The 18,854-nt window shown below is 45.5% G+C and carries 15 protein-coding genes; 3 read left to right on the plus strand and 12 right to left on the minus strand.

The features are described 5' to 3' along the window. Positions 1–50: 50 nt before the first annotated feature. The 7 genes from QZW82_RS25955 to QZW82_RS25985 form a co-directional block, all read right to left on the minus strand. Positions 51–5,252, minus strand: a complete 5,202-nt coding sequence (locus QZW82_RS25955; RefSeq protein WP_293155021.1) for a hypothetical protein — start codon at positions 5,250–5,252, stop codon at positions 51–53. Positions 5,253–5,860: 608 nt separating this feature from the next. Beyond that, positions 5,861–6,238, minus strand: a complete 378-nt coding sequence (locus tag QZW82_RS25960; protein ID WP_293155024.1) for a hypothetical protein — start codon at positions 6,236–6,238, stop codon at positions 5,861–5,863. A gap of 396 nt (positions 6,239–6,634) precedes the next feature. Then, positions 6,635–7,327 carry a response regulator transcription factor gene (locus tag QZW82_RS25965; protein ID WP_293155027.1) on the minus strand — a complete coding sequence of 231 codons (693 nt, stop codon included), beginning with the start codon at positions 7,325–7,327 and terminating at the stop codon, positions 6,635–6,637. A gap of 389 nt (positions 7,328–7,716) precedes the next feature. After that, positions 7,717–8,544 carry a type I methionyl aminopeptidase gene (gene map / locus QZW82_RS25970; RefSeq protein WP_293155030.1) on the minus strand — a complete coding sequence of 276 codons (828 nt, stop codon included), beginning with the start codon at positions 8,542–8,544 and terminating at the stop codon, positions 7,717–7,719. A gap of 201 nt (positions 8,545–8,745) precedes the next feature. Next, entirely contained in the window at positions 8,746–9,822 is a 1,077-nt protein-coding gene (locus QZW82_RS25975; protein ID WP_293155033.1) for an RNA-guided endonuclease TnpB family protein, read from the minus strand. 249 nt (positions 9,823–10,071) lie between these two features. Beyond that, entirely contained in the window at positions 10,072–10,341 is a 270-nt protein-coding gene (locus QZW82_RS25980; protein ID WP_293155036.1) for a hypothetical protein, read from the minus strand. Continuing rightward, positions 10,323–12,425, minus strand: coding sequence for an FAD-dependent oxidoreductase (locus QZW82_RS25985; RefSeq protein WP_293155039.1), 2,103 nt, complete (start codon positions 12,423–12,425; stop codon positions 10,323–10,325). The genes QZW82_RS25980 and QZW82_RS25985 overlap by 19 nt, the downstream gene beginning before the upstream one ends. 133 nt (positions 12,426–12,558) lie before the next feature. Here QZW82_RS25985 and QZW82_RS25990 point away from each other — a divergent pair, with 133 nt between their 5' ends. The 3 genes from QZW82_RS25990 to QZW82_RS26000 all read left to right on the plus strand — a co-directional run bounded on the left by QZW82_RS25990 (position 12,559) and on the right by QZW82_RS26000 (position 15,131). After that, positions 12,559–13,071, plus strand: coding sequence for a hypothetical protein (locus QZW82_RS25990; RefSeq protein ID WP_293155042.1), 513 nt, complete (start codon positions 12,559–12,561; stop codon positions 13,069–13,071). A gap of 194 nt (positions 13,072–13,265) precedes the next feature. Then, positions 13,266–14,027, plus strand: coding sequence for an aldolase/citrate lyase family protein (locus QZW82_RS25995; RefSeq protein ID WP_293155045.1), 762 nt, complete (start codon positions 13,266–13,268; stop codon positions 14,025–14,027). 435 nt (positions 14,028–14,462) lie between these two features. Continuing rightward, positions 14,463–15,131, plus strand: a complete 669-nt coding sequence (locus tag QZW82_RS26000; protein ID WP_293155048.1) for a 2OG-Fe dioxygenase family protein — start codon at positions 14,463–14,465, stop codon at positions 15,129–15,131. Positions 15,132–15,399: 268 nt separating this feature from the next. On the opposite strand, the gene QZW82_RS26005 is transcribed toward QZW82_RS26000, so the two are convergent. The 5 genes from QZW82_RS26005 to QZW82_RS26025 all read right to left on the minus strand — a co-directional run bounded on the left by QZW82_RS26005 (position 15,400) and on the right by QZW82_RS26025 (position 18,812). Next, positions 15,400–15,813 carry a nuclear transport factor 2 family protein gene (locus QZW82_RS26005; protein WP_293155051.1) on the minus strand — a complete coding sequence of 138 codons (414 nt, stop codon included), beginning with the start codon at positions 15,811–15,813 and terminating at the stop codon, positions 15,400–15,402. Between the two features lie 136 nt (positions 15,814–15,949). Continuing rightward, on the minus strand, positions 15,950–17,437 hold the full coding sequence (locus QZW82_RS26010) for an ABC transporter permease (RefSeq protein ID WP_293155054.1): 1,488 nt from the start codon (positions 17,435–17,437) through the stop codon (positions 15,950–15,952). Beyond that, on the minus strand, positions 17,403–17,630 hold the full coding sequence (locus QZW82_RS26015) for a hypothetical protein (protein ID WP_293155057.1): 228 nt from the start codon (positions 17,628–17,630) through the stop codon (positions 17,403–17,405). The genes QZW82_RS26010 and QZW82_RS26015 overlap by 35 nt, the downstream gene beginning before the upstream one ends. Beyond that, positions 17,617–17,829 carry a hypothetical protein gene (locus QZW82_RS26020; RefSeq protein WP_293155060.1) on the minus strand — a complete coding sequence of 71 codons (213 nt, stop codon included), beginning with the start codon at positions 17,827–17,829 and terminating at the stop codon, positions 17,617–17,619. Before QZW82_RS26020 ends, QZW82_RS26015 begins: the two co-directional genes overlap by 14 nt. After that, the gene (locus QZW82_RS26025) at positions 17,817–18,812 is read right to left on the minus strand and encodes an AEC family transporter (protein ID WP_293155063.1); all 996 of its coding nucleotides are present in this window, start codon (positions 18,810–18,812) and stop codon (positions 17,817–17,819) included. Before QZW82_RS26025 ends, QZW82_RS26020 begins: the two co-directional genes overlap by 13 nt. Positions 18,813–18,854 lie beyond the last annotated feature (42 nt).

The following is an 18,854-nucleotide window of genomic DNA, read 5'->3' on the forward strand; positions in this document are numbered from 1 at the left end:
GGCTTTGAGCAGCGTCCTAATTATTTTTGAAATTCAAGTCTATTGAAAGTTTACTTCTTTTTATTTAACGACTGCTTCCCAAACCCAAGACAAAGCAATCGATCGCCCTCGGCGACATTTGGGTCATTCTGTAAATAATCCCCCAACCACTCGCAACTCCGAGCAATAATATTATTTAGCTCCAAATTCTCTACAGGTAACAGAATTACAGTCCGATCCCTGCTAGCAAAAGCGAGAGTTTTGCTGTCAGAACTAAAAGTAACGCTCAACACCCGATCGCCCGATTCCAATGTCTTCGATAGCAGTGCCTTCTTGCCGTCAAAATTCCACAGTTTAACAGTATTTCCCGCACTCGCCGCCGCAATCAACTTGCCGTCTGGGCTGAAACTCACGCTTTCGACTGTATCGCTGTGGTCGAGTTTTTCAGTTAAATTTGCGGCCTTACCATCAAAACCCCACAAGTAAACTTTTTTGTCAGCACAACCAGCAGCAATAGTCTTACCATCTGGACTGAAACTCACATTTCTTACACTGTCTGCGTGATCGAGAGATTGCAGCATCTTCGCGGATGTACCGTTAAATTGCCAGAGGTAAACTCTCTTTTCTCCAGCCGTTTCAGCATCATTTTGGGTTCCGCTTGCCTTATTCTCAGCAGCAGTAGCCGTAGCAATTGTTTTGCCGTCAGGGCTGAAACTAACGCTAATTACTGGATTGCTGTGCTCGAGTTTTGCCAGCATTGTTGCTTTTGTGCCATTCCAGCGCCAAAGGTACAATTTGCGATCGGCACTGGCGGCGGCAATTATTTTGCCATCTGGACTAAAACTGACGCTTCTGATAATGCCGTTGTGAGGCAGAGTATCTAACAGTTTTCCGTTTAAATTCCAGACTTTCACCGTTTTGTCATCGCTGGCAGAAGCTACAGTTTTATTCTCCGGCGAAAAGCTCGTCCAGGTAACAGAATCCTTATGTCCTGTTAAGGTTTTGATTAAACTGCCATCAGGGCGCCAAAGTCTCACTGTATTGTCGCCGCTAGCAGATGCAATTGTTTTGCCGTCCCCACTAAAACTGACTTGATAAACCCAATCTCCATGGCCCGATAAAATCTTATTCAACGGAGTGCTGTTTGGTTGCCAAAGTTTTACCATTTTGTCTCTACTGGCGGAAGCAATCGTGCCGTCGCTGCTGAAAGTTACGGCCCTCACGTCGTCTTGATGTCCTCGAAAAGTGTTGAGCAAAGTGCCGCTGCGACTCCAAATTTTTACCGTATCGTCGGCGCTGCCGGTGACAATTTTTTCGCCGTCGCGACTGAAACTCGCGCTGACAACTCCATCGTTGTGTCCTTTGAGAGTTTTGATTTCCTCACCCTTTCGATTCCAAATTTTGGCTGTGGTGTCGGCACTGGCTGAGACGAGTTGTTGGCTGTCGGGACTAAACTTAACGCTGCGAACAAAGTCAGAATGTTTGGTTAATGTTTTGGGATTAATTTGAAATTTCTGGGTTTTACCTTTGCGATTCCAAAGTTTGATAGTTTTGTCAGCACTTGCTGAGGCAATTGTTTTGCCGTCGGGGCTGAAACTGACGCCGAGTACCCAGTCTTTGTGTTTGGTTAAGGTTTGCAGCAATTTTTTTGTTTCCAGGTTCCAGATTTTGACGGTGTTGTCGTGACTCCCGGAAGCTAGGGTTTTGCCGTCAGGGCTGAAACTGACGCTGGTGACGATATCGCGGTGGCCGGATAAGGTGGCGATCGCACTTTTGTCGTTATCTACTTGCCAAATTTTGATTGTGCGATCGGCGCTACCAGTTGCGATCGTTTTCCCATCCGGGCTAAAACTAACACTCGTCACAGTATCGCCGTGCTTGAAAGTCTTTAACAACTTACCTGATTTGCTGACCAATTTAACAGTTTTGTCAGCACTTGCCGAAGCAACTGAATTGCCATCGGGACTCACGCTCACATCCAAAACAGACTTGCTGTGCTGCTCGAAACGGTTGCTTTCTTGCACCCCCGAAACTGCTTGTATGAGCCTCTCAGCAATTTTATTTTTAGTATCCACAGGCAGTGCGGTACTTTTCAGAGAATCACTGCCGATTTTGATACTATTTCCTAACACTCCTAATTGATTTTTTTCATTGGAAAGCACCAACGCCTCCGACGCAGAATTTAAGGCATCAGTCCGACTTGTTTCTGCTTCTTGGCGCGCGCTTTCTGCTAATTTTGCTTGCTCGAATCCTATCCAAGAAACACCTCCGAGTACCAGCACTCCTAGAATTGCCGCCCGCAATTGCCATCTCCGAGTTTGATAAAGTTGAGCTTCCGCTTGGTGCTGTTTGTCTCTAGCTAAGCGCTGGTTGTCTCTAGCTTCCGACAGCAAAGCATCTCGCTCTCTGTCTTTACGAATTTGTTCAATTTCATCTCGGTTAATTTGGTTTTGTTTGCGGAGTTCCTCAAATTCTGCTTTTTTATCTAATTCCTGCTGCTGCCGGATGAAGCTAACTAGATAGTCGTGAACGAGCTGATAAAGCTCTGCGGGTAGTTCAGTCCACCGAAAAACTAAACCGGATTTGACTAACAGTTCTAAGACTAAATCTAATTTATCAGTGGCTGCAAATATCGCTAGATCGGAGGCTAATTCGGCGCGGGTTTTCAGGGGTCGAATCTCATCTTCATCTGTGAGAAAATACAAAATTCGGCGGGCAGCTCCTTCATTTTCTGGCCCGCAATCTTTGATGACTTCTTCGAGAAATCTTTCGACTAATTTTTGTTGGGGACTGTTGCCCAGTTCCTGGTATTGAGTTAAAGTTCTAATGTCCTCTTGTTGGAGTTGAGCGCCCACAAGTTGCAGTTCGATCGGGCGGACTTCTCCCAATTCTCCAGCTAAATCTTTGACTAATTCTTCGATCAGCTCCGGTTCTAAGTAAAACTGCGATCGTTCGGTTAAAGTGCGAATTACCGCTCGCGCATCGCCCTGGGAAAAATTACCCAAATAAAACAGAATATCTTTGCTGAGAACGTCCGCCAAAATATCATTGTTGATAAATTTTGTTGGGTTTTTGGGTCGGGAAAATTCCAGCAAATAGTGCAGGTAATCTTCCCGCAAAGACAGGACGACTTTTAAATACTTGATTGTCAAGCATTCCCGCAAAAAATTAAAAAATATTTGTCTTTCCGCAGGCTCTTTCCACACGAAAAAGAATTCTTCAAATTGGTCAAATATCAGAACTGTCACTAGATGTTCTGAATTTGTTTGCAACTCTTTGATGATTTTCTCATATTCGATCGCCTGTTTCTCGACAATTACTTCTACAGGCTGTGACTGCTCAATCAGATCCTGGCTTGCTCCAACCGACGAGCCGCCGTTAAATTCCAGCCGCAGATTGGCGTTGACTGCGCCTGCTGCGCTCAAATCTCCCGAAGCCGATCCCGGTACTGCATCGAAAATGTCGCGATCGAATATTTCAGCTTTCCCGGCAGATAACTGTCTGGTCAATTCCCGCGGCCAGTTGTTGTAAACTTGCAGCACTACAGGCAAAACAGTCCGCATTTCGATCTTTTTTTGCTTGAGAGCCGGCACTAATCCTCCGGTGACAATTGAACTTTTACCAACTCCAGACTGACCGTAAATTACTGTCAGTTTGTCTGGGGTATTGTTCATCCTATATATCAAGCGATTGAGGTCTGCTTCTCTACCAGAAGCGGTAATTTCGTCAGCAATAGTAGGAGCGGCGGCAACTGTTTCGGCGGGATTAATCGCTTCTCTGTGCGGCTGCAATTTTCCGGCTCCAATAAAAGCTCGGAAGCGATACGTATGTTCTACCGCTCGATAATCTTGCTTGAGCTGAAATGCTTTGAGATATTCTCCCCGCTGAAAATAGAATCCTCGCAGCATTTCTAAAACGCGCAAATACAGTTGCGGGTTGTAGCAAGGTTCGGTTTGCGATCGAGCTAGCTCTAAATGTGCGATCGCCTCGTCAATCTCACCCAACTCGCTCTGGGCCTCTGCTAAAATTAACAGATATAAGCCTAGATGCTGCGCTTTGAGAGGCGTTCCGTGTCCTGTCGCTTCAAATTTTGAGTTGAGAGATTGTAGGGCGACTGAAGCCCATTCTTTTGCCCCTTGCCAATTCTTTTGCTCTAAGGCTACTCTAGCCAAAAAGCCGTAATCTTGAGCCAAATTAACTGTTGAGTTTTCCATATTTTCATGTAACCTCCGAGCTTTCAGAGCTAAATTCCAGAGTGCATCCCAATCTTCTAAATGCTGCAATACTTCGCCGAGTTGATTGATGAATATACCGACGGCATCCGGCTGTCCCGCGCGTTCTAGAACATCAATACATTGCTGAAAATAATTTTTAGCTTCCGTCCAGTAAGGACGGTTGCCGCTGCGGTGCTTTTCTGCTTGAAAACGGTAGCAAAGACCAATGTGAAATACTACGATTCCCTCTAATACTGGTGCAGGGTGAACAGTAAATAATAAATCGCTAAATGCTGTTTGGGGCCCAATAAATGCTACTTGATACTTCCAAAAACTGAGACTTTTTTGATACAATTCAAGAGCTGCCTGGATGCGGTTGCCAGCATATTCGTCTCGACCGCGAATAAATTGCAAGCTTGCTTCAATAGCTGGTTCTAACCTGATGTTGCAAGTTTGCAAGTCTTGCCTCGCCGACTCTAATTCAGCTAAAGAATTGGCTCCGAGGATGGCAGAGTTACTTAAACGCCATTTGCCGCTTTCTAAAATCTTAGCAAAAATGCGATCGCAACTTTTGCCCAAAAAATCCACCAACTCGTCTGGGCCCAGCACAAATTCAACACTTGTCGTCCAAGTCTCGATATCTGTGACTAACCGAATCAGTTTTTTTAAGATTTTGTCTGTCACCCACAGCACCACTGGGAAGGGAAAATTATTGCGAAATTCTTCCCTGACGTAGTTGGTAGATGTTAGTACCCTATCTATTGCACTTACCGATTCCAATCCAAACACCATTAAAGCTTGAGGTTGGCTGCCATCAAGTTCAGTTTCTATCGTCGTGTACAGAGTTTTAACAGATTTCGGGAGGACAATTTCTCGAATCTCGACACCAGACTGCTGCCGCAATTGCCGTACAGTTTGTTCTCGCATCGCACTGTAATTGCACCGCACCAAAATCAGCGAAAATTGCCCCTGAGACATTGAAAGAGTCCGGGAGAGAGTTTGCAGAGCACTTTTATTTTGCTCTGCTGCGGTGTCTTGGTGGCAGTGCGAATTAACCATAATATTTTAAAATCCTGATTGAATAGATGCTTTCAGTTGACAGTTGATAGTTGACAGTTGACAGTTGACAGTTGACAGTTGACTGTTGATACCAATTTAATGGGTCGTTGCATATATCTCGATCCCCCTAAATCCCCCTTAAGAAGGGGGACTTTGAGCGGAATCTTATCCCCCCCCTTATTAAGGGGGGTTAGGGGGGATCGGATTCGGGAGCAGCCTCTAACATCACAATTATTCAGAGTTCTATTCTCTCTCTGTGTCCTCTGTGTTCTCTGCGGTTAAATCATTCCTATGCAACGGTCAACGATATAATAAATATAGCCTTTCTCAAAAAGATGAGGTATGCCTGACAGCTTATATAACCAATTAAACTCTTAGGGCTAAAGCCCAACAACGTACCTTGTTTTTAGCTGCCCGTACCTCAGATCTGAAACCGTCCGATTATTTTAGCCGATCGCCCTTAAAACATACCCGAAGAAATACATACTCTGTTATTATCATAATCTCAGGACAATCCCGTGGATTTCACTGATTTTTTTTCCCCTCGGTGACTTACGTTCTCCCGAGCAAAAAAGTCGATCGCCAAAAATCATACAAATCCGATGCAGTTATTCGCAAACGGCTGAAATCTTGCATTCCCTGCTTTGCTGGCCCCTCGCCGCACTGAGATAAACTACGGGCGGCGGTTCCTCAATGACCATTTGCACATTTTCGATCGCATTTTCGAGCAGAATTTTATCAATCTCCATATCTAAATTAGTAGCTGAAAAATCAGGTCGATCCCAATCTTCGCTTTCTTCAATGAGGATTGTTGTGGTTGGTGCCACCATCTCTAAATCAAGCTCATCACCTAAATTAGAAACTTGCTTGTTTGGCTCGATTTTCTGGCCGGTATCAGTAGCTAAAGCTTGACTGTTATTGGCAATTAGTACGAGCGGCAGTGCTACCATTGCACTTATCGTTTTTCGTACCGTGATTTTCCCCATAATCTCCTCCTAGTATCAACTAAATTTTGGTGCTGCTATAAATTTAAACATCCGCCGCTACTTGAGAGCGCTGCTATTATTTAATAGTCGCTTATTTTCGACAAAAAATACCCCGATCTGTGACACTTCGGGGCAAATTTGCCTGACGGAGGGTATCTGGCTAACTCTTCCCGTTTCTATTGATTACGTGAAAACTCTTAAACAATCAGGTTTTCCTGTAGGTAATTTTGGAAATGAGGGCGAGTGTCTATTTCAGGCTAAAAACGGCGAACAACGAAGAGGGCAGGCACGGGGGCACTGCCCCTACAACCGTCAACTCGTATAATTCTCGTTACTAGGCTCTTCCTGGTAACGCAGGGTGGCGAGGAAGAGAAACTAGCAAAAGTAAGGCGCTTGTTACTTTGTCAAACCGTGTTCGAGAGCGTAGCGAACCAACTCAGTACGGCTGTTAGTACCAGTTTTGCTAAACAAACGGCTGACGTACTTTTCCACATTCCGCACGCTAGTTTCCAAGCGGCGGGCAATTTCCTTATTCATCAAACCTTGAGCAACCAAATCCAAAACACTTTGCTCTCGCGGAGTCAAATCAATTTTAACCGACGAGCTACTTTGGACGATCGCACTTCGCCCGCTTAACAAAGACTCAATTCTCGCCATTTGGCTGGCCAAAGCAGCAATATCAGGACTTTCAGCATTGCCGCCCGTCTCCTTAGCCGCCGCGCGGCGGGCCAGCAAATTCGTGACAATTGCCACTAACTCGTCGGGATCGAAGGGTTTAGAAAGATAAGCATCGCAGCCTGCTTGATAGCCTTGAATGCGATCGCCCGTCATCCCCTTAGCCGTCAAAAACACCACCGGCAAAGCCTTATAGCGAGGATCTTCCCGCACTTGCTTGAGAAACTGATAGCCGTCCACCTGCGGCATCATAATATCTGAAATCACCAAATCCGGATTCATCTGCTGCAATAATTCCCAGCCATCCCGAGCATTACTGGCAACCTCAACCGAAAAATCGCTATCTTCCAAATAAGCTTGTACCGCTTCCCGCAAGCCCGGTTCATCATCTACCAATAATAGTCTTGCTGACATATCCATTACCCTTACGTTTTACTACTATTATCTTTTAATTTAGCCGAATTCAACTATTTTTTCACTCCATCTATAGAAGCAACTCCAAAAATTGCGATTAAACTCCTATACGGTTCAGTTAAACCTGATCCCCTACCCCCCCTTGCCAAGGGGGGGACAAGAAATTGCTCAAAGTCAACCCCTACTCCCCTTTTTAAGGGGGATTTAGGGGGATCTCCGGGGGATAAACATCATTAACTAAACCGTATTGTGGTTAAATTCAAGAGGTTTGAGTTTTGTTTTAATCCAATGATTAAAAACTGATTAGTTTTTTTATTCACAACTCAAAACCGCGCATAGTTGTTCGCGATCGCGCGGCAATCTCACGATTATTCTTGAACCATTCCGACTTAAACTTTTGAACGATCGGTCAAAATTTCATAACCGGTATCCGTCACCAACACAGTATGCTCGAACTGAGCCGACATCGCATTGTCAACCGTTACAGCAGTCCACTTGTCAGCAAGCGTGCGAGTGTACTTAGAACCTGCATTCAAAATCGGTTCGATCGCCAATGTCATACCCGATCGCAATTTCACGTTAGGCATTTCGCGGGTGCGGAAATTGAAAACCGACGGTTCCTCGTGCAAATTGCGCCCGACACCGTGGCCTGTAAACTCCTCAACAATGCTAAAACCGTTGCTTTTGACATGATCCTCGATCGCACCAGCGAGATCGAGCAAATAAGCACCAGCCTTGACTTGTTCGATACCTTTATAGAGAGCTTCTTCTGCAACTCTAATTAATTTTGCCGATTCCGGTGTCACTTCCACAACTGCGATCGTGATGCAAGAATCGCCGTGAAAACCTTGATAATATGCTCCCGTATCTACTTTGAGAACATCTCCGGCCCGAATTACTTTTTTAGGGCTGGGGATGCCGTGAACAACTTCGTTATTGATGCTAGAACAAATTGAACCAGTGAAACCGTGATAACCTTTAAAACTTGGAGTTGCACCCATTTCGCGGATGCGTCTTTCGGCATAAACATCCAAATCAGCAGTAGTCATTCCCGGTTTCACAAGTTGAGAAATTTCTTTCAGAACCGTGGCGACAATTTTCGCTGCTTGCCGCATTATTTCGATTTCGCGTTCCGACTTAATTTCAATGCCTCGACGCTGTTTTGTGACTTGGGGTTGTTTGGTTGGCCCAGAAAGCAGACTGCTAAAAATATTCATGTATTGAATGTCAGGTAATTTGTGATTTGAGGGCGGGTATAGCAGCGGACAGTTGACAAGTGACAGTTGACAGTTGCACAGTCAGGAAATCAAACCGTTGATGCTATGGGTTAGGAGGCTGCTATACAAATACTAGACAAGTCTAGACATTTGCTTCTTACTTCATCGGGAGCATGGGAGCGGTTATCCCTCGGTAAGCTTTCACGGTTTAGCCAACCGTGATAAATTAATCGCTGCATTTAAGTCCCTGTCCATCGAACGACCGCAACTTCCACAGTTGTAAGTTCTTTCTTTTAGTGGCATATCTTGAATATGCCCGCAGTTTGAACAGGTTTTGCTTGATGGAAACCAGCGATTAGCAACGATTATCTCACAACCAAACTTTTTAGCTTTGTATTCTAACTGACGTTTAAATTCATGGAATCCACAATCAGCTATTACCTGTGCTAGTTTGTGATTTTTTAGCATCCCACTGACATTCAAATCTTCTACTACTATTGTTGCGTGGTTTTTGCATAAGTAAGTAGTGATTTGATGCAGAGTATCTTTCCTGAGGTTTGCTATCTTTGCATGATGTTTCGCTAACTGGACTTTAGCTTTATATCTATTTCCAGAACCTTTGACCTTTCTCGCAAGAACTCTTGATAATCTCTTGAGTTTTGCCAGATGCGCTTTATAGTGCTTTGGGTTTGGAAATACTACGCCAGTTGAAAGGGTAGCCAATTCTTTCACTCCCAAATCAACTCCTACAACGTCATGACTTTTGACCGTTGATTCGTGACTTTGTTCGTAAGCAAAAGCGATAAACCAACTGTCGGCAGTACGTGAAATGGTGATTGACTTACAGGTAGTGTGTGGCAATCCTTCGTGAGTTTTTACCCAGCCGATTGTTGGCAGCTTTATAGACGTACCTCCCACGGGGATCGGCTTGCCACCTGCATCAATCGTGAAAGAGTCGTGATGTCCTTTTTTTTTGAAATTGGGATATCCACCTTTTTTTGAGAAAAATAAGGAAAAGGAGTCTCCAAGATTATCAAAGGCGTATTGAGTTATCTTCTGGCAGATTCCTTTCTCTTTAATCCATGTAAACTCAGGTTTGACATGATTGTTGAAGAATTTCTTAAGCAGGTATTTGTTTGGCTTTAATCCATCTTTATAAAGATTACTCCAAGTAGCCAATCCCCAATTATAAGTAAACCTAGCTATTCCTGCGTGCTTACTCATAACCGTTGCTTGAACCCTATTCAGCTTTAACTTTGTTTTGATGGACAAAAGCATTGTTCGACCTCAACACGCTCATTTCTTTGTTTAATTCTGTCACATCTTGTAATGGTACATCGTAGATTTGTCTACAAGTGTACTATTTTGTCTATTTATTCGCTAGCTAGGTACTAGCTCTATTCCTGAGGTTATTTATCTCCTCACTGCTGGGGCGATTGCTATAAAAGCAAAAACCCCAAATAGCGGGCTTTTTGGGCCAAAACGAGTGTCTTGTCCGAATTGTCGATCGCTAGTCCTCTAGTTAGCTTAATATTTTTCTTGATAATCTGCACGGGAGAGGGAGAGGGAGAGGGAGAGGGGGAGAGGGGGAGAGGGGGAGGGCGAAAGGGAGATAATCGGGGATAATCGGGGATAATCGAGACAATCCTCTTGTTTTCCCTCTTCCCTCTTCCCTCTTCCCTCTTCCCTCTTCCCTCTTCCCTCTTCCCTCTTCCCTCTTCCCTCTTCCCTCTTCCCTCTTCCTTCTTCCCTCTTCCTTCGGACAACTGACTTCTGATTTATTTCCAGTTTTGCCAAGAGTTATTGAAGATAGAAGTACCCGGAAATGCGATCGGATTCTTGTTTTGCTGCAACCGCAACTGTAACGCCTCCAAATTGGGCTCGCGGGACGGCAATTCGTCCACCAATTCATAGGGTATAATCCCGTTTTCTAGGGAAAAAGCGGCGGTAACTCCCGCAGCAGCCCCAGCAGACCATTCAAAGGAATGCACTCGATAAGCAGCCGCCGCCGTGTGGCTGACAGCAATACTTTTACCCGCCACTAACATATTGTCAATCTTTTGAGGAATCATTGCCCGCAGCGGAATTTGGAACGGATAAGCCGATCCTTGACCTTTGCGAGTGCCTTCTCGTTCGGTGTTTCCCGGTGCTTCTGGGGGGCTGTTGGTCATGCAGGGGTGAAAGTCGATCGCATAATGACCGATACCCACACTATCAGGATAAATCGTGGCGCGCGATCGCGATTTTGTCTCCTCAACAGACTGAATTCCCACAGCCAAAGCCGGCGCATTCAAGCCTCCCAAAGCCAGCCACAAATTTCGATACTCTTGTTCCGACAAATTCTGGCGGTAAAAATCTGTCTTAAAATCATTGCGAGACATATCAACTTCCCACACCGTAAAACCTTGAGGTTGAGTCAAAGTCGGCCGCCCAATAATCCGCCGCCCCTCGCGCATATAAGGATACTTAGAAAGTCCGTGCACCGTCCCCATTGGCGAATTCAAGCCGCTCAAAAAGCGATTGTTAGGATAAGGCTTTTTCACTCCGTTACCTAATTGCGAGTCAGTAGTTCCTGCTACCAGCCAGTAGAAATATCCTTTCGCATTTTCTTCGCCGCGGCGCAAAGTTTCCGCGCGCAAACCGCCCATCCAGCCGCCAGGTTGCAGTTGACCGTTTGCTGCCAATTGCGATCGAGAATAAATTAAATTATCCTCGGCAGAACCGGGACGGTAATCATTCCCCCACGTCCAGTTTTGCATGGAAATATCCCCAGGATAAATCGGGAATTGCTTCGGGTCGGCAGGGCGCGGCTCATCCGGTCTCATGCTCCTAATTTGGCGGTAGCTAAAAACTAGCGGAAAACTAGCTAATCTCGCTAATTCATAACTGTAGTAAGGAGCGTATTGTTGATAGAAAGACGGCTGTTGGTGCTGCTGCGGTTCCTTCGTTGCCTCCATGGCAAAAGTGTAGGTAAAACCTTGGGTGCAGTAAGTGTCGCCGGTGGGGCTGGCGGAGGAAGGTTCTAGAGGAGAACGCGGGTCAATTCCGAGGCGGTAGGGAACATCGGCAAGTCCGATTAATTCGCCTGTTTCAGTCGCATCTACCACGAACCAATCGGCACCTCTCGGTTTTGATTTTGACTGGTTGGGCGGTTTGGAAGTAAACCGAATAATAGTTTTGTTAAATCGCGCCGAGTTTTCGTAGCGATAGGCGTCTTCGATAGTTTGAGACAGAGTTTCGGTGTTGATTGGCCCGGTGTTGGCGGCTGGTTTGTGTTGAATCGCGATCGCACTTTTAATCTGTTGGCCCCCAACCGCATTCCCCGCCGGGGCTGGAGTAATTCCTAGTTCTTTAATCACCGTATTGGGAAACCATTTCAGTTTGCCTTTCCCTTTTTCGGCGGCATCTTGCAAGATGTCAGATAGAATTTTGTGGCCGTTGTAGGGCATGAAACACGAATAGCTAACCCAACAGCCGCCGGGATTTAGTCTCCCGTAATGTTCCTTGATGCGCTGCCGCAGTTCTAGGTAGCCGCGCGGGTAAAATAAGAGCGATCGCTGAGTGTCTCTTTCATCGAGTGCGGAGGTTCCCTGGGAGGAAATTTGACCGCCCAGCCAGTCAGTAATTTCGGTGATGCAAACGGTGCGCCCCGCCAGCAAACCTTCGTAGGCGGTAGCAGCACCTGCTAGCCCGCCACCGGCTACGAGAATGTCGCAAGTTTCCTCTTTGTCTGGATTGCGAGGAAGCGCAGCCAAGGCTGGGGTAATAGCCGAGAGGGAGGTAATCAGGCTGAGGGTGAAGGTGACGAGCGATCGACCTTTGAGCGAAGAAAATAGATACCGTCGCAGTTTAATCGGAGATTGTGGAATCAATTTAGACATAAGTGAACAACACTCATCGCATCCAAATGTTTATTTTGCAGTATACTGGTATTTCGCCGTGCTGTCAGGGCAAACTTTTTTATACAAGAGGCATAAATACCATCAACAACTATATAAAAGCAGGATAAACCTTATGCTTAAAATCGTCAAATTTTTTAGATCTTTGATTCCTTTTGAGAGTTTAACAATTACGACAAGTTTAACTTTTTCGGAAGTTTTGCACAGGTTGGACGAAGTTGTCACTCCTCCCAAACTTTTTAGAGTAACTCTACCCTTCGGGCCGCCACCTGCAAAACCTTACGAAGGAACAATTTCTGGCAATACCTTCAAAATCAGTCGCATCATCACGGGCCGCAATTCATTTTTGCCAATTATCGAAGGAGATATCCATTCTCAACCGTTTGGTTGTTCCATCAAAATTAGGCTGACTTTACATAAAATAGTCCTAGCATTTATGATTCTTTGGTTGTGGACAACGGGCAGTATTGGAATGTTTGCTTTATTTGCTTGGTTCGTAGAACCCTCTGTGGGCCCAATATTTTTACCGATATTAGGAATGTTTATTTTTGCATGGCTTTTGTGTTTGATTCCTTTTAAAATAGAAGCAAAATCAGCTATAAAATTTATGTCAATTCTCTTAACATAAAGTAACTTGTTGCGGGATTTTGTGAGTTATAGCATTTCTCAAAACAATGAGCTATTCATGGGCATCGGGCATCGGGCATCGGGCCTAAAAGCATCGGGCATCGGGCATACCTCACCACCCTTGAGAACCGCTATATAAAATTTAAAATAATTCGCGTCAATCTGCTTTCATCTGCGGTTAAAAACTCGAAACTTATGCGTCAAAACGAACTCAAACAAAAAATCAAACAAGGCGAAACAGTCCTCGGCTTATTTATGAACTGCGCCTATCCCGCATTCATGGAAATCTGCGGTCATGCTGGATTTGATTTCGCCGTCATCGACATGGAACACGGCCCCCTGCACCCGCTTGCTGCTGAAGATTTGTGCCGCGCCGCCGACTGCGTTGGAATTGCACCCATCGTCCGCGTCCGCAAAAACGACGGGCCGCAAATTCAACGAGCTCTCGATATCGGCAGCGCAGGGGTTCAAATACCTCAAATTGAAAGCAAAATCGATGCCGAAATTGCTGTCAAAAGCTCTAAATACAGTCCTCTGGGCGCGCGCGGCCTTTCTTTCGCTACGCGGGCGGGACGTTATACTGCTGCGGGCGTTGATATCACGGACAAACTCAATGAAGAATCCTTGGTGGTGATTCACATCGAAGGTAAAGGTGGCATCGAGAACCTGGCAGAAATTGTGACAGTCCCTCATATTGATGTGATTTTTTTGGGGCCTTACGATCTGTCACAGTCGATCGGCATTCCGGGCCAAGTTCGCGATCGGCGAGTCATCGACATGATGCAGGAAGCAGTGCAAACCATCCGCAAAGCAGGCAAAGCCGCAGGTACTTTTGCCGACAACCCCGAAATCGCCAAGCAGTGGATTGATGCTGGCGTTCAGTACGTTGCAGTTGGGGTCGATGTTGCCGTCTTCCTGCGGGCTTGTCAGTCGCTAGTGAAATCGGTGCGGAATTAAGTTGCTAGGTAAATCCACTTAATTAAAGCTGAAATTGCGATCGCCAAAAAGCTTGCTATGTATGTCTTGTTACCTCTTTTTTTTCCTTCTTCCCTCTTAATTGCTAAGTAAATTCACTTAATTAAACGTGAAATCGCGATCGCTAAAAAGCTTGCTGTGTATAGCGGTTCTCAAAAAAGTGAGCTATGCCTGCGGAAACTTATGCCCTATGCCCTATGCCCTATGCCCTATGCCCTATGCCCTATGCCCTCATCTTTCTGAGAAATGCTATATGTCTTCTTCCCTCTTCCCTCTCCCCTCTTCCTTCTTTACGATATCTTTGCAAATTTTGTAGTATTTTTTACGACTCATTCAAAAAACCTGAGCTAGAGTAGAAGTATAAACCTTCTTAAGGCAAAACTTAGGAGGGGAGCAAGGCTTAAAGGAGAATAATCCATGAAAACCGTATTAGAATCCATTCATTTGGACTATGCTTTCATGTTTACTTTTAAGAAGGTAAACTCGATTAAGCTAGAAGGTTTCAAGCCATTTTTTAACGATATGCCTGTGGATCCTTATATTAAAGGCAAGTATCGTTCGAGAAGATTGTCGCGGTTTGTCGTGAACGGAAATGAGTTAGTTAAGTTACCTCACGGCTATTTGTTTCAAAGTAAAGAGTACAATCCGGTGGTGGGCGACATCCGGCGGGAATTTGCTGAATTGGACGATCGGCTAATTGCACTCGATAACTTCAAACAACTGATTTTTGCTTTCTTCGATTCATGCAAAATTCACCCGGAAGCTGAAATCGGAGTGCATCAAATCAGGACGAGTTGTTCGCCGAAAAATTTCGGCAATCCCGCACCGGAAGGCATTCACCAAGATGGTACTGATTTTATCGCGATTTTCTCGGTCGATCGCACTAATATTGTGGGCGGGGAAACGCATTTGTATTTGGCGAAGAAAGAGAAGCCTGTTTTTAATAAAATTCTGCATCCGGGAGAATTGCTGTTAGTTAACGATCACGAGTTTTTCCACTTTACTACGCCGATTAAACCGGAAGTGGAAGGGGTGGGAACTAGGGATGTCTTTGTGATCACTTCTCCGAGTTTGCTTACTGATTGAGCATAAGGTATGTTGTTGCGCTTTAGCGCTCCGAAGGTACGTTGTTGGGCTTCAGCCCTCTAAGTTTAAGGGTTACATAACGTATCAGTCATACCTCACTTTTTGAAAAAGGCTATACCTAAGAGAGCGCTGAAGCGCAACTACGTACCTAAGAGAGCGCTGAAGCGCAACTACGTACCTAAGAGAGCGCTGAAGCGCAACTACGTACCTAAGAGAGCGCTGAAGCGCAACTACGTACCTAAGAGAGCGCTGAAGCGCAACTACGTACTTAGCGAAATTTGCGTTCAGATTCTTGAATTGGAACATCATTAATGCTGGCTTCACGTCTTTGCATTAATCCATTTTCGGCAAATTCCCACTGTTCGTTTCCATAGGCGCGATACCAGTAGCCTGAATCATCATGCCATTCATACTCGAAGCGGACAGAAATTCGATTGTCTGTAAAACTCCAGAGTTCTTTCTTTAAACGGTAATCTAATTCTTTTGCCCATTTTCGTGTTAAAAAAGCTTTGATTTGTTCCCGTCCGCTGAAGAATTCGGCGCGGTTTCTCCATTGAGAATCTTCTGTATAAGCTAGGGCTACTCGTTCTGGATCTCGGGTATTCCAGGCATCTTCGGCTGCTTGAACTTTGGCTTTAGCCGTTTCTAGCGTAAAGGGCGGTAGAGGTGGTTTGGTTTCCATAAGCTTTGTTGTTTGTGACTGGAAGGAAGTGCGATCGACTTACGATTGCTGCAAAATAATTCGGATTGCTCTAGTATAGAACTCGAATTGCGATCGCTCCCAATCCCAAATCTAAAATCTAAAATCTACAATCACACTAGGTTCCTACTTTTAATTTCTGCATAGTTTTCTGAAATCTCCACAGCAGAAATGCCAGAAACACCCATTGAGCAAGGATTCCCAATCCCACAAAGGGTATTGTTGTTGGTTTGTCGAATTGCCAAAACCCATAGCCGAATAGCGTCCAAAGTGCGGCGGTTGCAGGATTGCGATCGGGGATGAGTTCCAAAGATATGAGAATTCGGGGAGCAACGAGCGACCAAATGCTCAATCCACAAATCGCCCACGCCATTGGATTGCGAAGTTTCGTCGCACAAAATTGTTGCACGAAGGTGGCGTACATTAAGATCGTATTCGTCGTACACAGAACTATTAGTCCTGTTTCTACAAGTTTTTTAGTGCCGATACCTATCCCAAATAGCCAAGGTACTAACAGCGCACCTACTACGATTAGATGGATAATAACAGCCACTAACATAGGGCTTCGATCCGACCAAATTAAGCTTTGCCAGCCCGGAGAATCATAGCGTACCCACTCTAATAAAGCTTGGCGTTGAGGGCAGATAGCAACCATTAAAACCAGCAGCAGCATAACGGTCAAAACGTACATAGAGATAGCTGCCAAGGTGGCGTTCTGCTCATCCACCACGCTTGTGGGTAGGAAAAAGCCTAGAGCGAGAACTTCTATACCAGCTAAAATGGCATAACTTTGCCATTTGGCGATCGCAGTCGATCGAGGTTTGTTGAAATTCCGCAACAATATTCGCCACAGCAAAAATGCAGTAGTGCCTAACACCGCTAAACTAAAAGCGTGAGATACCAAACCTATGTTGTTAATCGGAACCAAAAACCACGAAACAACAGGATGTGGGTATCCGAATATTTCTGAATTCGCCAACAGCGGCCGCCATGTGATGTTGATGTTCCAGCTCATGTACAATGGCGCGATCGCGCAACAGGCGATCGCCCCAACTCCAAAGGCTGTTGCCTGTGGTGGGTGCGCCCTTTTCTCTGTTTCACTTGCCAGCCCGCAGAGCATCATCAGGCTGTAGCATATAGCGCATCCAGGTGCGAGCATCAGATAGACGCTGGCAATCAGGGGCAGCGAAACCCCCGCTTGCAAGCCGGCCAAGCAGTGCAGGGGAACCATCAGCCCTAGGAAAATATACAGCAGTACGGGAACGCCGAGCATTTTGCCCAGCAGAATCTGCCACGCCGGACACGGACTCAGCCGAATAAAATTCAGAGTTCCCCGTTTCTGTTCCTGTGCGATGTCGTTGACGATCGAATAACTGCCGATGGTAAATGTTACGTAGGGCAGCATCCAAGTGATGATTTTCCACAAGTCCAGCCAGCCACTTTCTGGGCGGGAATTCGACGAGGCAATCACCAGTAAAACAATTTGGAAGATGACCGAAAAAGAGACCGTTGCAATGACTGTGTGGGGTTTGAGTCTACCGCGAAGTTCCCGCAGCAGTTGCGGGTTCCAGTTACCTAAACGATCGATCAAAACTGAGTTTGTCATCGGGGAATAGATAGATAGGATTGTTGACTGTTTCTGTTCGCTTTGCTGTCTGTTCTTGAGGTAATAAATTACCCAGAGATTTTCTCGGACAAATCACCAATTTAACTTTAGTAGTGCGATCGTCCTGCTCGGAAGACGATCGCACGCCCAGTATAACTCCGAGACCATCAGATTTGATATCAATCCTCAGCATCCGGATCGATGCCCATTGCTCGGAGTCGGGAGGCTAACTGGGTGGCTTTTCGCTCTGCTTGTTCGGCTTTTCGCTCTGCTTGTTCGGCCCTTTGCCGTTCTTGCTCAACTCTAGCCTGCTCAATTTCAACTTGTTCGGAGCCAATTAACAGCAAATTACCTTTGTCAACTGTCAACTCAGCTAATATCAAATAAAGCAAGCCAACCACAGCGGAAGCATCAACAGCAAACCGACAGAAGTGAGGGCGATGCTGCTAGCTAACAAATCGCGATCGAGTTCATATATTTCTGCTAAAATCAGCACCGAAAGAGCTGTGGGCGTTCCCGACATCAACACCAAAACCAACCTCGGATCGCCGCTCAATCCGAAAAAACTAGCACCAAATCCGATCAGCACCGGCACAATTACCACTTTTAACAGCGACGGGATTAACGCTAGTTCAAAACTTTGCCATGTTTTAATAGCTCTCAGCCGGATACCAACCAACACCAAAGCACTAGCAATTACCCCCAAAACTGCCCCCTGCAATCCCGATTCTACATTCTCAGGCAAGGGGATATTTCTTGTAAAAAAACCTATGATAAATGCCCAGAGAGCGGGAACTGTTAGCACGTCCCGAAGCTGAATCCACCAGTGATTTTTTCCATCGGAATGCCCGAAATAGCTAGCAAGAAATACACCAAATCCGTAGCTTCCGATCACGTTGTTGGTGACGCTGTACAAGACGGCCCAGTTGTTGTTATCGCTGCTGATGATCGCGGGGGTGATTGCTAATCCGACAAAGCCGGTATTCCCTAACATCGCAGCTAGGATAAAACTGCCTTGGCTCGATCGCGTCAGGGAATTTATATTTAATAGAAATAAATTAACTACAGAATGTTTGCCGTCAAAATATGGCTTTTTGACGTGGCGGGTGCTCAGCCGCCGTAATAATACCCAAGTCAACCAAGCTAAACTCGTACTGACAAATAATACGAATATGGCGATCGCCGGTGTGAATCCGACAGCACCCGAAAAATCGCTCTGACGGGCTAAAACTGCAATTTGCAGGGGTATCCCAATCCAGAAAAGAAAGCGGCTCAGCAGTTTAGGAAAATCAACTGGGATGTATTGAAATACCAGCAGTCCCAAGCCAGTCCAGATCACTAGAGGCGTATAAGCGTGAAATAATGTCTCAATCATAAAAACTTAACTTGACAATTTGAAATCCCTCTACTTAATAAT

The organism is Microcoleus sp. bin48.metabat.b7b8b9.023 (genome assembly GCF_013299185.1).
GTDB lineage: Bacteria > Cyanobacteriota > Cyanobacteriia > Cyanobacteriales > Microcoleaceae > Microcoleus.